Source organism: Pseudomaricurvus sp. (assembly GCF_965662505.1).
Classification (GTDB): domain Bacteria; phylum Pseudomonadota; class Gammaproteobacteria; order Pseudomonadales; family Cellvibrionaceae; genus Pseudomaricurvus.
Genome location: NZ_CBFIHX010000034.1, coordinates 1 through 13,031 on the forward strand (window position 1 = coordinate 1; position 13,031 = coordinate 13,031).

General features: G+C 49.2%; 12 protein-coding genes. 8 read left to right on the plus strand and 4 right to left on the minus strand.

What is annotated here, in order from left to right:
- The 3 genes from glpK to ACTG33_RS06710 form a co-directional block, all read right to left on the minus strand.
- Positions 1–1,403, minus strand: a 1,403-nt coding sequence (gene glpK, locus ACTG33_RS06700; protein ID WP_439134428.1) for a glycerol kinase GlpK, incomplete at its 3' end; no start/stop codon positions are given.
- Between the two features lie 337 nt (positions 1,404–1,740).
- Complete coding sequence (locus tag ACTG33_RS06705) at positions 1,741–2,118, minus strand: HPF/RaiA family ribosome-associated protein (protein WP_439134429.1); 378 nt, start codon at positions 2,116–2,118, stop codon at positions 1,741–1,743.
- A 301-nt stretch (positions 2,119–2,419) separates the two neighbouring features.
- On the minus strand, positions 2,420–2,854 hold the full coding sequence (locus ACTG33_RS06710; protein WP_439134430.1) for a universal stress protein: 435 nt from the start codon (positions 2,852–2,854) through the stop codon (positions 2,420–2,422).
- A 203-nt stretch (positions 2,855–3,057) separates the two neighbouring features.
- On the opposite strand from ACTG33_RS06710, the gene ACTG33_RS06715 reads away from it, so the two are divergent.
- The 6 genes from ACTG33_RS06715 (at position 3,058) to ACTG33_RS06740 (ending at position 8,876) form a co-directional block, all read left to right on the plus strand.
- Entirely contained in the window at positions 3,058–4,110 is a 1,053-nt protein-coding gene (locus ACTG33_RS06715) for a hypothetical protein (RefSeq protein WP_439134431.1), read from the plus strand.
- 212 nt (positions 4,111–4,322) lie between these two features.
- On the plus strand, positions 4,323–5,291 hold the full coding sequence (locus tag ACTG33_RS06720) for a TIGR01777 family oxidoreductase (RefSeq protein ID WP_439134432.1): 969 nt from the start codon (positions 4,323–4,325) through the stop codon (positions 5,289–5,291).
- A gap of 251 nt (positions 5,292–5,542) precedes the next feature.
- On the plus strand, positions 5,543–6,235 hold the full coding sequence (modB, locus tag ACTG33_RS06725; RefSeq protein WP_439134433.1) for a molybdate ABC transporter permease subunit: 693 nt from the start codon (positions 5,543–5,545) through the stop codon (positions 6,233–6,235).
- 3 nt (positions 6,236–6,238) lie between these two features.
- Positions 6,239–7,378, plus strand: a complete 1,140-nt coding sequence (gene modC / locus ACTG33_RS06730; RefSeq protein WP_439134434.1) for a molybdenum ABC transporter ATP-binding protein — start codon at positions 6,239–6,241, stop codon at positions 7,376–7,378.
- Between the two features lie 160 nt (positions 7,379–7,538).
- Positions 7,539–8,060: an Hsp20 family protein gene (locus ACTG33_RS06735; RefSeq protein WP_439134435.1), complete on the plus strand. Its 522-nt coding sequence runs from the start codon at positions 7,539–7,541 to the stop codon at positions 8,058–8,060.
- Positions 8,061–8,225: 165 nt separating this feature from the next.
- The gene (locus ACTG33_RS06740) at positions 8,226–8,876 is read left to right on the plus strand and encodes a class I SAM-dependent methyltransferase (protein ID WP_439134436.1); all 651 of its coding nucleotides are present in this window, start codon (positions 8,226–8,228) and stop codon (positions 8,874–8,876) included.
- Positions 8,877–8,923: 47 nt separating this feature from the next.
- Here ACTG33_RS06740 and ACTG33_RS06745 read toward each other — a convergent pair whose 3' ends face one another.
- A complete protein-coding gene (locus ACTG33_RS06745; RefSeq protein ID WP_439134437.1) occupies positions 8,924–9,922 on the minus strand; it encodes a GlxA family transcriptional regulator in 999 nt (332 codons plus the stop codon).
- 272 nt (positions 9,923–10,194) lie between these two features.
- Between ACTG33_RS06745 and ACTG33_RS06750 the strand changes: the two genes are divergently transcribed.
- Both ACTG33_RS06750 and ACTG33_RS06755 read left to right on the plus strand, forming a co-directional pair.
- A complete protein-coding gene (locus ACTG33_RS06750) occupies positions 10,195–12,090 on the plus strand; it encodes a beta-ketoacyl synthase (RefSeq protein WP_439134438.1) in 1,896 nt (631 codons plus the stop codon).
- A gap of 194 nt (positions 12,091–12,284) precedes the next feature.
- Complete coding sequence (locus tag ACTG33_RS06755) at positions 12,285–12,803, plus strand: helix-turn-helix domain-containing protein (RefSeq protein WP_439134439.1); 519 nt, start codon at positions 12,285–12,287, stop codon at positions 12,801–12,803.
- Positions 12,804–13,031 lie beyond the last annotated feature (228 nt).

Sequence of the window (13,031 nt, forward strand, 5' to 3'; positions counted from 1 at the left end):
AATCGCTTTTCACCACGCCAGAGTTCCTGTATCTGTTGGGTTGACTCAAATACACCCGTGTAGAGTCCGGCCAGATAGGCGGCGCCCAAGGCGGTAGTTTCGGTGATTTGCGGTCGTTCCACATCAGAGTTGAGCAGGTTGGCGAGAAATTGCACCAGCCAGTTATTTTGGACCATGCCGCCATCAACACGCAGAGTTGAGGGCAGGGTGGCACCGTCTGCGGCCATGGCTTCCAGAAGATCTCGGGTTTGATAGCAAACCGACTGAAGCCCTGCGGCGACGATTTCCTGAATGCCTGTGTCGCGTGTTAAGCCGGTGATGGCACCTCGTGCGTGCGGATCCCAATAGGGAGCGCCCAGGCCTGTGAAGGCGGGAACGAGGTAGACGTTGGCGTTCTTGTCAGCGCTTTCGGCAAGGGCTTCGGTTTGGGAGGCGTGTTCAATCAGTTTTAAGCCGTCCCGCAGCCACTGAATCGCGGCTCCGGCGATGAATATGCTGCCTTCGACGGCGTAGGTAACTTCACCATTCAAACGATAACCGACGGTGGTCAGCAGGCGGTTTTCTGATCGTACGGCATTTTTACCGGTGTTCAGGATCAGGAAGCAGCCAGTGCCGTAGGTACTTTTGGCCATCCCGGGCTCAAAGCAGGCCTGGCCTATCAGCGCCGCTTGTTGATCGCCAGCTATGCCAGTGATGGGTATGGGCGTGCCAAACAGTTCCGCTGAGGTGTTGCCAAAGTTTGAACTGCAGTCACAGACTTCGGGCATCATGGATTCGGGGATGGAAAAGAGCTGCAATAGATCTTTATCCCACTGCTGGTTGTGAATATTAAACAACATGGTGCGGGAGGCGTTGGTGGCATCGGTTTTGTGACTTTCGCCGCCAGTCAGGCGCCACAATAGGAATGCGTCGACGGTGCCAAATAGTAGCTCACCTCGAGCCGCCTGTTCTTTCGCGTTTGGCACATTGTTTAAAATCCACTGAATCTTTGTCGCAGAAAAATAGGGATCGATTAATAGTCCGGTAGAATCCGTAATAGCCTGTTCGTGGTTTTGTTTGCGGAGGGCTTCGCAGGTTTCCGCGGTGCGTCGATCCTGCCAAACAATGGCGTTGTATACGGCTTTTCCTGTTTTTTTGTTCCAGACAACAGTTGTCTCACGTTGATTGGTGATTCCAATACAGCTAATGTCAGTCGCTGTTAGTGACGAGTTCTCTATCGCTTTTTGGCACACATCAAGGGTGGTTTCCCATATCACTTCCGGGTCGTGTTCTACCCAGCCGTCTTGCGGAAAAATCTGTTCAAATTCTTGCTGAGCTTGCCAGCAAGGCTGCCCCTTATTGTCAAAGATAATGGCTCTGGAGCTGGTCGTACCCTGATCGATAGAGAGAATGTATTTTGACATGTGAGAGTCTTAAATTCGTGAGTCGAAGTTGAAGAGCTATACAGTTGATTAAACTCTGAGTTTGGCACAAGGCTACAGAATTAAAAAGTCCAAGGGCTTGAGTGTGGGCTGATAGCTGAGTGCAAGCGTTGAAACTCTATTGTGGGAACGGTACAAATAAGGGGCAGGGGGTCAGAATGTGGTGTTTCACATTGTGCCAATAAGCTATGTAACTTACTGTAACTAAAGAGAAGCTATGGACTAAAGAAGCTATGTAATACAGCTAACGTGAATTCCTAAATGAATTGGCCGGCTCGGGTAGGAGCCGGCTTTCTTTGAAGAAACCTCTTGCTTCAGTTTAGTGCAGTTCGCTTTCGTCAACTTCGTCAGTTGAATTGATCATGTCCAGTGCTGGCTTGCTGATAGGTTTGCCTGCTTTCTTGGCGGAGACTTCTTTCAGCTTTCTTTCAGCGGCCTTGAAAACGTCTCGTACGGCGACATGAATAGAGGGGTCGTCTTGGTGAAGCGTGAAGGAATTACCTTTGACACCTAATTCGATCTGAGCTCGGTACAGTTTGCCCTTATGCTTATGTTGGTGAGGGCTATCTAGTACAACTCGACTGCTTTGCAGCTGAGTTGAGATCCGATTAAGTTTTTTGAGCTTTTTGTCGATGGTGCTGGTCAAGGCTTGTGAGGCATCCAAGTCACGATAAACGACATTATTCATGTTTTGCATAATTAGTAGCTCCTGTGGATCTAGAGAAATTCCAGCGTCTAGGGATGATCCCGCGACTAGGACTGGAAAAGTTCTTACTAAGGCGGCCACCTTTGAAATTTATATTGCCTCCGACAGTATTAAATTCAAGTGTTTTTTTGTAATAAAAAGTGAAGGATCAAATAAAGTTGAAAATGCACTGAAATATCTTGGCGGCGTAAAGATCGCGTGCTAGATTAACTGGATAACTTTTTCAGAAAATCCTCAAAACGCCTCAAATACCTCCGTTTCAACCGACTTTTTCCCCTCAGCTCCATCCCTCTCATTCTTCCAATCTAATGGTCAAAACATCACAGGGTGAGTCTTTCAGAACACTGTTGGATGTCGAGCCCAGCAGTAATTGCAGCCCCGAGCGTCCGTGGCTTCCAACGACGATAAGGTCACAGGAAAGCTCGCTGGCCTTTGTGTTGATGGCCTCTGAGGGTTGGCCAAAAAGAATTTCGCCCTGTGAAACAGGTATCTGGTGCTTTTCCAATATGCTCCGAAACTCAGGATAGGCCTTCTGCTTGATCTGAGCTTCAGTGGTTGGGAGATTGCTGCCTGTCAGTTCCCCGTATCCGGTAATGGGGTGCTCACAGGTGTGGATGACATGAATCCGTTTAAGCTGACCCCCGGCCTGGGCAATAGCGGCTTCCAGGATTTTGGCGCTGTTGGCATCGAGGTCGATAGCGCAAAGAATATTTTGATAGCTGGGCACTGTGCTCTCCTTGAGATGAAAAGTATCGCGCTTTCCATCTGAGTCTACTTGATTTGGTTGTTTTTTGCTCTTTAAAACGGGGTATTCTCTTGTAATTCAAGGGCTTGCTCGGTACAGTGAAAAATACCTCAAGCACGCATTCTAAAGGCTTTTTGTTTTTCAGGATGTTACGGAAGACAATCACCATTCAAGATGTACAGAAAATGATCAAACAGTTAATCCTATCCGCTCTTATCCTAACAACATCTCAATACCTTTCAGCCGGAACGGTCAGCCAGGAAGAAGACAAGTTGGACCGTTTTTATCAGGCTTTCGAAAACCGCTCCTCGGAGTTGGAAGACATCGAAAACGAGCTTTTTGGCTACGATTATAAGCTTGAGCGTGCACAGAGCGATCTCAAAAAGGCGCAGGCAGATCTGGACGTGGCAGAAAAAGAGTATGCCAAGGCCAAGGCAGACCTGGCCGCAAACGACTCTGAAGATAACCAGCGCGCTTATATGCTGGCCGAGCATGCGCTGAAGATGTCGGAACGTGGTATTCGCACACGGACCAAACGATTGGAGCGCGTAGAAGGTTATATGCAGGAACTGGCAGACTCCAAGTCCAGACTGGAAGCTCAGGTGTCGGCCTCACAAAGACGAATTGATATTCAGGAAAAACAGGTAGCGGAAGCGAAGAAGGTCGCTGAGGCTCGCCTGGCACAAGCTGAAAGAGCACGCAAAGAAGCCGAGCGACGCATGGCCGAAGAGAAGCGCTTGGCCGCCGCTGCTGCGGTTGAGCCGGCAATTCAGCCTCCGGCCGTGGTTGAAGAAGCCCCAAAAGTCGTTAAGGAAGAGGTCTTGGAAGAGCAGGTGGCAGCAGAGCAGCCTGTTGATGAGCCTGCCGACATGTCCGAAGCTGAAGAAAAGGAGCTTAGCGAGCTGGATAAGGAAGCCCTTGAATACGCTCAAAAAGAAGTAGAACGACTGGAAGACTTGTTGTCATCATCCGATAGCGGACGTCCAACCTTTCGCTATCTGACCTTGGTGGGCAACAAGGTAGACGCTAAAAAGTTTGAGTTTCTTGGGCGCGATCAATACCGCGTCGATACTGTTGTAAGCAAAGGTCGTCAGATTTTTGAGGTAGGCCGTAACAAGTTCCGTCGCACGATTCCCGCGTCAGACGATGGTCAGGAGTACGTGTTTATTTATGATGCCAAGCGTTTGTCCAGACCTCGTCTGGTGATGTTTAAGAAATCGTTGATTGACGGTTTCTGATAGATTTGATTCAGGTAACACTGTTGCCTCAAGTAAAACGCTGCCTGTCCAGGGCGTTTCCCTTAATAGCCGGCTTTTGCCGGCTGTTTTCGTTGAAATCTGCTTTTTCGAGGCTCTTCCTGCTTACTCTTGTGTTTAACGTCCTTGATTAGTAGATCTTCTCGCTCTCATCAAAGCTACTGCTAAACTGATCGTTGATTAAGGAGCAAATCATGACATCTTCTTCTGATTTAACCTCTAATGGCGGTTCTGTAGACACCGCTAGGCCAACTGGCAGCGGGCGAGTGTTAATTACCGGTGGCACGGGGTTTGTCGGTGAGGCGCTGATTCCCCATTTATTGGCTGAGGGCTATGAGTGCTGGATATTGACTCGCCAGGCCAGCAAAGCAGCTGAAAATACAGACCAGCTGCACTACATCAATGCTTTGTCACAACTTTCGACGCCTTTGCCTGAGCTGGTGATTAACCTCGCGGGAGAGGGGATTGCTGATAAGCGCTGGACCAGTCACCGCAAAACTCAGCTCATGGATAGTCGAATTGGGGTAACGCAATCACTGGTCGAGCATTATCGTCAACATGAGCAATGCCCCAAACGAGTAATTTCGGGCTCCGCTGTTGGCTTTTATGGCAATCATGATGATGAGTTGTTGAATGAGGCCGGGCGCTGTCATCCGGGGTTTGCTCATGATCTGTGTCAGGCCTGGGAAGAAGAAGCTGAGAAGTTTGAAAACCTGGGGGCTGTTGTGTGCTGCCTGCGTATCGGCGTGGTGATCGGTGCTGACGGTGGTATCATAAAAAAGCTAAAGCCTCCGTTTTTGCTGGGCGCTGGCGGGCAAATTGGCACTGGCCGGCAGTGGATGAGCTGGATACATCGTCAAGATTTGGTGCGTTTGATTATCCATGTGTTGGAGCATGAAACCGTACACGGATCTGTTAATGCAGTGTCCCCCAACCCGGTGACTAATAGTGAGTTCACCAGGCTGTTTGCGCTGCAATTAGGCCGGCCGGCTCTACTGCCCATGCCTTCGTTTGTAGTGAAATTGATGTTTGGGCAAATGGGGGATGAGCTACTTCTGGGTGGGCAGCGGGTTGTCCCGGAACAGATTGTTCGCAGTGGCTTTGAATTTACCTATCCGGAACTGGAGGCTGCCCTGCAGCAAAGTCTCGAATCCCACAAATAATATTGCCTCATGGATTGTTGAAAGGCATTGAGGTTTTGTTCCTGTATTATGACTGCGGATATGATTGTTAAATGTAAGTGTCGGGGCATGATAAATGCACTGACGACTTACGGATGCTCCTGATCAATTCATGCTCCAGTTAAGTTCATGCTCCGGTTAAATTCATAATCCGGTTAAATTCATAGCCCGGCTAAACTGATAGAAAGATAACGCACCTATGAAGCAACACCGTATTCTTGCAAGGGGGCAGGGTGTTTTCTGAAGCAGACCTTGCGGCTATTTGGTTGACCTTACGATTGGCGTCGACCGTGACCTTCTTCTTAATGATCATTGGTACACCTATCGCCTGGTGGCTAGCGCGAACAGACGCTTGGTGGCGGGGTGTGGTGGGTGCCGTGGTGGCTCTGCCACTGGTGTTGCCGCCGACAGTGCTCGGTTTTTATCTTTTAGTGGCCATGGGGCCTCAGGGATGGCTGGGTTGGCTCACCCAGTCTCTGGGACTGGGCACTTTGGCCTTTACCTTTCAGGGGTTGGTGATTGCCTCTATTTTATATTCCTTACCCTTTGTTGTTCAGCCGATACAAAATGCGATTGAGGCTTTGGGAGAGCGTCCGTTGGAAGTAGCTTCGACACTGCAGGCAGGCCCTTTGGATCGTTTTTTTACCGTGGTGTTGCCGATGGCCAAGCCAGGTTTTATTTCTGCGGCAATACTGGGCTTCGCTCATACTGTCGGGGAATTTGGCCTGGTTTTGATGATTGGCGGCAACATTCCTGATGAAACCCGAGTGGTGTCAGTCCAAATTTACGACCATGTGGAAGCGCTGGATTATGCCCATGCACACAGCTTGTCGGCGGTCATGGTGGTGTTTTCGTTTGTGGTGTTGCTGGCATTGTCTGTGTATCAGAGACGGTTCGCAAAATCCCGTATTGGGTTTGGGATCTGATTCATGACTCAAGAAAGCCCAAACAGGCAAACCAAAGACGCTCATTTTTCTTTTCGTTACCCGTCCCGTAAGGGGGCTGATGCTGAAGGATTTGGTCTGGATGTTGATGTCAGCCTGCCTTTGAGAGGTGTTACGGCCATCTACGGACACTCTGGATCTGGCAAGACAACACTGCTGCGATGCATCGCGGGACTGCAGGTTTTCAATAAAAAAACATGTGCTCCCGATTATATTGCCAGGTTAACAGTTCAGGGGGATGTCTGGCAGGATCAGGCGCGCCAGTTGGCGCCTCACAAACGATCCATTGGTTATGTATTTCAGGAGGCGGGCCTGTTTCCGCACCTGACCGCAGAGCAAAATATTGATTACGGAATTCGCAGGGCTGCGAACAAACCTTCCGCTGAATTTTATGACCACATCCTTTCGTTGATGGGCATTCAGCCTTTGTTGAGTCGCCATCCTGATCAGCTGTCGGGTGGTGAGCGTCAAAGGGTCGCTATAGCCCGAGCATTGCTGATAAAGCCCAAAATCCTATTGATGGATGAGCCTCTGGCTTCGCTGGATTCCGCCAGAAAGGAGGAGATTCTGCCTTATCTTGAATCCCTGAAGGAGGAGTCGGAGGTACCTATCCTGTATGTCAGCCACTCCATGGATGAGGTTTCACGGCTGGCGGACCATCTACTGATGCTGGATAACGGCAAGGTGGTTACGGAGGGGCCTCTCGAGCAGGTGTTGTCACGAATTGATGTCCCGCTTCCAGCCTCGGAGGCCGGGGTTGTTATTACGGCATCTGTGATGGAGAAAAGCCCCCAGTGGCATTTGTTGCGTGCCGAGTTCCCCGGTGGGGAGTTCTGGCTCAAAGATAATGGAGAAGTTGTGGGGCAGGAAATCCGACTGCGTGTTTTTGCCCGAGATGTCAGTCTGGCCAGAGAGTCTTATGGCGACACCAGTATTCTGAATAAATTACCGGTGAAAGTTCTGGAGTTGGGCCCGGACGCTGATCAAGCAATGTGTCTTGTGAGTTTGGGAGCAGGGCAAACCAAATTGCTTTCCAGAATTACCCGCCGTTCAGCCGACCATTTGCGGATCAGTGAAGGTCAACAGATGTGGGCGCAGGTGAAGTCTGTAGCAATTGTGCGTTGAGTGTTTTTTTGAAATTTACATTTTTTAAAATTAAGCCCTTGAAAAAATTTAGTGAAGCCATATCTCTGTAGTAAGCCCGCTCATTGGAGGGGTTTAACAGAATGGCCTGATCCTCGGATAGGCCGCAAACCACATATTGCTTCACAGTAAGGGTATGATTATGCGTAATACAGACTTTTCTCCTCTTTATCGTACAGCCATTGGCTTTGACCGTATGGCCTCCATTTTAGATAATCTCAGTCGCAGCGATCAAAGTCAGGGCGGCGGTTATCCTCCATACAATATCGAATTAATTGACGAAAACGAATACCGAATTACTATGGCGCTGGCCGGTTTTACCGAGTCGGAGCTGAGCATTCAGTCTGAACAAAACACCTTGACGATTACGGGTCAAAAAGCCGAAGAGCAGGGTGATAGGCAGTTTCTCCATCAAGGAATTGCGGCACGCAATTTCGAGCGACGCTTCCAGTTAGCTGACCATGTACGAGTGCATACAGCGCGTCTGGAAAATGGTCTGCTGCACGTAGAACTGGTACGGGAAATTCCGGAGGCCATGAAGCCTCGGACCATTGAAATCCAAAACGGTTCTTCAAGCCAGGCTGAAGGCTCTTCTATCCGGGCTGACGGCTCTTCCAGACAGGCTGACGGCTCCTTGAGTTCAGTGTCTCACAAGGTTGCTTGAGAGTAAGTGTTGCTGAAAGGCAATTGACGGCTGAGAAGCCAATAAATATCTCAAACTGTTATAAGGGCCTCTATTGAGGCCCTTTGTGCTCTAAGTATTCTAAACTCATGAGTAATCACGGCCACAAAAAGTAAGGTTGATGGTTTGTGGTGACGTGGCAAAAATATGTATAGCGATCTGTCTTGTCCTTTTTGTGCTAGCCCCTGCGTGAACGCTCATCAGGATCGACGCCGGGATTATTACCATTGTCCAAAGTGTTTGGCTGTTCATGTCCCAGCTGCCTTTCATCTGAATAGTGCTTTGGAGAAAGCGGAGTATGACAAGCATGAAAACGATCCGGACGATCAATCGTATCGTCGTTTCTTTTCTCGTTTCTTTGACCCTTTATGTGAACGTATTGCTCCAGAAGCGGAGGGTTTGGATTTCGGTTGTGGTCCGGGGCCAGCTTTAGTATCAATGCTGGAAGAAACCGGTCGCGGAATGGAAAAATACGATCTCTACTATTATCCAGATAAATCTGTACTGCAAAAACAATACGATTTTGTCACCGCAACCGAGGTTGTAGAGCACTTGGCGGATCCACTGAAAGTTCTGGATACGTTGTGGGCAATGTTGAAGCCAGGGGGCGTTCTAGGATTAATGACGAAACGTGTGATTGACGTGGAGGCGTTCAAAACCTGGCATTACAAAAACGATCCTACACACATTGTTTTTTTTCACGAGGCAACGTTTGATTTTATCGCGGAGCGTTGGGCTTGCGATCTGGAATTGATTGGCAATGATGTGGCCTTCCTGCGGAAAACCACGATGCCATAAAACGTATGACTTTATAGGTTATGGAGCTTTGTGGTGGCATAAAGAAATCAGGTTTCTGCCGTAAATAACTTGGCCCTGACGGTTGCCCGGTAATCGCTGGGAGTTGTTGAAAGGAGCTTTTTGAACAGGCTCGAAAAGTGCCCCATATCCTGATAACCCACCTTGTAAGCAATTTCGCTGACGGATAAATTGCTGGTTTGCAGCAAGTCTTTTGCCATATCGATACGAATTTCTTGCAGATATTGTAACGGCGTCTTGCCTGTCGCGTTTTTGAAGCGACGGTTAAATGTCCGCACACTCATATCAAATTTCTCAGCGACACTTTTTAACAAAATCTCTTTTTGGCAATTGTCCTGAAGCCAGATTTGAGCTTGCACAATGTCCTCATCAGGGTGGTAACGGTGTTTGTCGTCGTAATAACTGGTCGATTCGTAAGGCCGACGGATTTCATGGGAGAAGTTGCGCTGTACATGAGTGGCAATTTCTTGTCCGTAAGTGCGATGGATGAAGTGAACGGTTAAATCGGCGACAGCGTTAACGCTCGCAGCACAGTAAATATTTCCAGACTGGGTGATGAAATACTGACGCTTTAATTCCACCTCAGGATAGTCACGCTGAAATTGATCAAAGTAGTGCCAGTGGGTTGTGGCCGCTTTTCCATTGAGAAGGCCCGCTTCGGCAAGAAAACAACAGCCGGTGCCGACGGCAATCAGCATGGCACCTTGTTCATTGAGTTGCTGAAGCCATTGAATGATTTCGGGATGGCGTCTGATGATAGGGCGGGGGTTACGCCAGAGCGACGGGATGATCACCATATCGCTGCTACCAATATCGTCGATGGCTAGATCCGGGGTCAATTGAAAGCCAGATCGGGTGCGGACAGGCTGCTTGATGACACCGGCTGTCGCGATATTCAACCTCATCGCTTTGCGGTCCCGTCCTTTGGCGGCACTCTCTGCGGCGTTCATCATCTCAATCGGCAGCGTAATGCTCGTGGCGAGCATGTCTTCAATGACCAAAAAGGTCGCACCCAGACGTTTCTTCATAATGTATTTACCAATTCAGAGAAAGGTATGAACCAATAAGGGGCACAAGGCGCCCCATTTGACTGATTATTCGTGCGTTTGACTTTAATACCGCAATTTTTGTCCATTATACCGATAACTTGTTGGCTTGGCTCCTTCTAAAATGATTCAAACAGTGCGCTAAGTGTCTCTGCTATTGAAATGGTGAGTGGAACTACGTTTTACCACCAACCCAAAAGCCTAAGCGTCAATACAGTTAAAGTGCTGGTTCAGTGCTAAAAAGGAAAGTTGCTATGTCTCGTTTGCCCATTATTGCAGGTTTTGGTGGTTACAATGCCGCTGGTCGAAGCTCTTTCCACCATGGTTTTCGCCGGATGGTGCTTGAAAGCCTGGACGATCAGGCCCGGCAGGAGACCCTGGCTGGTTTGGGCGTGATGACTCAAATCATTGAGGCTGACGAGTCCGGTTTCAAGTCAAAAGAGGGCGCTAGCCTGTCGCTGGCGGATATTGAGGCTCAATTTAGCGATGAGATCCTGCAGACGACTCTGATTCGTCGCATTGAAAAATCCTATTTTGATGTGGATGCAGCACCCTGGCAGCAATCTGTCACCGTTGGCCCCGGAAACAATGGGACTTCTTTTTTGCTATCACGATTCCAGCTTCCGAAAACGATTCCTGAATCCTGGACTGTGAGCGACTATTCTGAATCCCATGTCAGCGTACATTTGGCGGACAACTGTGACGTCAAAATCGACTCTACCCGTAACATTGATGTGAAGTCAGCAGGCCAGTTACCCAGTGGTTTTGATCCAGGCGCGCTGTATACCTCTCGCTTCCACCCACGTGGATTACAAATGACCATTGTGGGCGTGAGCGATGCCTTGCAGTCGTTGGGTATTCCCTGGGAAACGATTAAATCTTCAGTTCACCCAGACGAAATCGCGGTTTACGCGGGTAGCGTATTAAGTCAGGCCGATGAAAACGGGTTTGGTGGCATGATGCAATCGCGCCTGAAAGGTGGTCGAGTGACTGCTAAACAGTTGCCGCTGGGCATGAATACTATGGCAGCCGACTTTATCAATGCCTATGTTTTGGGCAGTGTCGGAACAACCGGTTGTACAACCGGTGCCTGCGCCACCTTTCTGTACAACCTGAAGCAGGGGGTTGAGGCCATTCAATCTGGTAAGGCCCGTGTGGTCATTGCCGGTAATAGCGCAGCTCCGATCACTCAGGAAATTATCGATGGTTTTGCGGCGATGAGTGCCTTGGGTACCGTCGAAGGCCTCAAGAAAGTGGAAGGCAATGACGATCCCGATCTGCGCAGATCCAGCCGTCCATTTGGCGAAAACTGTGGTTTTACCATTGCTGAAGCCTGTCAGTTCGTGATTTTGATGGACGATGAGCTGGTACTTGAGCTTGGCGCTCAGGTTCATGGCGCTGTCACGGATGTCTTTATTAACGCAGACGGCTTTAAAAAATCGATTTCGGCTCCTGGTCCTGGTAACTACATTACTCTTTCTAAAGCTGTAGCTTCTGCTCGGGAAATTGTCGGTGAAGAATCCGTCAGAACCCGCAGTATGGTGCACGCTCACGGTTCAAGTACACCGGCTAACCGTCAAACTGAGTCAGAGCTGCTGGATCGTGTCGCGGAAACCTTCGGTATTACCGATTGGCCCATCGCTGCAGTGAAGGCCTATGTTGGCCATTCCATTGGTCCCGCCAGTGGTGATCAGCTGATTGCGGCTTTGGGCTCCTTCAAGTACAACCTGGTTCCGGGTATCAAGACCATTGACTGTGTGGCCGACGATGTTCACCAGCAGCGCCTTTCTATCTCGGTATCCGACACCTCAAGACAGCAAATTGACGTCGCTTTCATCAACACCAAAGGCTTTGGTGGTAATAACGCTACTGGCGTGGTGTTGGCTCCAGGGGTAGTTGAGAAGATGCTGGCGAAGCGTCATGGCGAGAAAGCGTTGGCTGGCTACAAAGTTAAGTTGCAGGCTGTTATCGAAACGGCAGAGACCTACAATCAGGCAGCACTGCATGGTAATTTCAATATCGCTTATAACTTTGGCGCCAATATGATTGACGACTCTCTGTTGTCGTTGTCTGACAGTGCCATTGGCATTCCCGGTTTGAACCACCAGGTTACTTTCAACAAAGAAAGTCGCTATACCGACATGATTTAACGGTTCTGTGATCACTTCTGCACAGTGGAATGACTCCAGTGACCGAGCCCCCGGCATTTGGACGTTGCAGAAGTGATTGTTTTGTCACTGAACAATGATTGTTTTTGTTACCAAATATAGTCACGTGGGATATGGTCAGCGATAAAGCCCGCTGATAGGATGAAGATCTTGCTATAGGATGGATAAAGATTTTCATGGCTGAAGCGCTTGGTCTTCGATTAAAGGCTATCCGTGAGTTTTACGGCTGGTCCCAGAGGGAGTTGGCTAAACGGGCAAGTGTGCCCAATAGTGCGATTTCCGTGATTGAACAGGGCTCCGTAAGCCCCTCTGTCTCTTCGTTGGAGCGAGTCCTCAAAGGCTTTCCCATCACTCTTTCTGATTTCTTTGCTATCAGCATGAACCGGCAACTCGCCAAAGTATCCCATGAAGAACATGAGCAGAGTACAGGCTCATTCTTTGCGGCTTACCAAGGCAGTTCGGGGCGTGAATTGACGTTGCGTTCATTTAAACGCAGCCCGGAAGACCCGGTTGTCAATCTTATGTCTCGCGGCCAGACCATGATTCTTCTTATAGCAGGTGAGGCGCAATACCACGCCCTGGGTGTGGAGCATCACTTGGTCAGCGGCAGCAGTCTGTCGTTGCAATCACCGACACCGTTTCGTGTTGAACCCATAACAGGAACAGCAGAGTGGGTGGTGGCGTCTATTTCCTAATGGCTAGTAATTGAATTCGTCGATTTCCTGAAAAGTACAACAGTCTTGTTTAAATGGTCCCTGTAAGTCCGCATTAAGGTGGCGACAACCTGTCTTGTCGGCTATTTTTTAGGCTTGTTGGGCAGTTTTTAGTGTCCGGGCTGGATTGCATCAGGCCTTTGAATGGCGAATTCATTTCCAATACCGTTGGGTCACGATGAGTGGTTCAAACAAGCGTTTTAAATGGTT

What these genes read in the sequence shown, in the direction of transcription:
- ACTG33_RS06705 (WP_439134429.1), bottom strand. Translation starts at nt 2,118, where the DNA reads ATGCAAAACATGAATAATGTCGTTTATCGTGACTTGGATGCCTCACAA.
- ACTG33_RS06715 (WP_439134431.1), top strand. Translation starts at nt 3,058, where the DNA reads ATGATCAAACAGTTAATCCTATCCGCTCTTATCCTAACAACATCTCAA.
- ACTG33_RS06720 (WP_439134432.1), top strand. Translation starts at nt 4,323, where the DNA reads ATGACATCTTCTTCTGATTTAACCTCTAATGGCGGTTCTGTAGACACC.
- modC (WP_439134434.1), top strand. Translation starts at nt 6,239, where the DNA reads ATGACTCAAGAAAGCCCAAACAGGCAAACCAAAGACGCTCATTTTTCT.
- ACTG33_RS06735 (WP_439134435.1), top strand. Translation starts at nt 7,539, where the DNA reads ATGCGTAATACAGACTTTTCTCCTCTTTATCGTACAGCCATTGGCTTT.
- ACTG33_RS06740 (WP_439134436.1), top strand. Translation starts at nt 8,226, where the DNA reads ATGTATAGCGATCTGTCTTGTCCTTTTTGTGCTAGCCCCTGCGTGAAC.
- ACTG33_RS06745 (WP_439134437.1), bottom strand. Translation starts at nt 9,922, where the DNA reads ATGAAGAAACGTCTGGGTGCGACCTTTTTGGTCATTGAAGACATGCTC.
- ACTG33_RS06750 (WP_439134438.1), top strand. Translation starts at nt 10,195, where the DNA reads ATGTCTCGTTTGCCCATTATTGCAGGTTTTGGTGGTTACAATGCCGCT.
- ACTG33_RS06755 (WP_439134439.1), top strand. Translation starts at nt 12,285, where the DNA reads ATGGCTGAAGCGCTTGGTCTTCGATTAAAGGCTATCCGTGAGTTTTAC.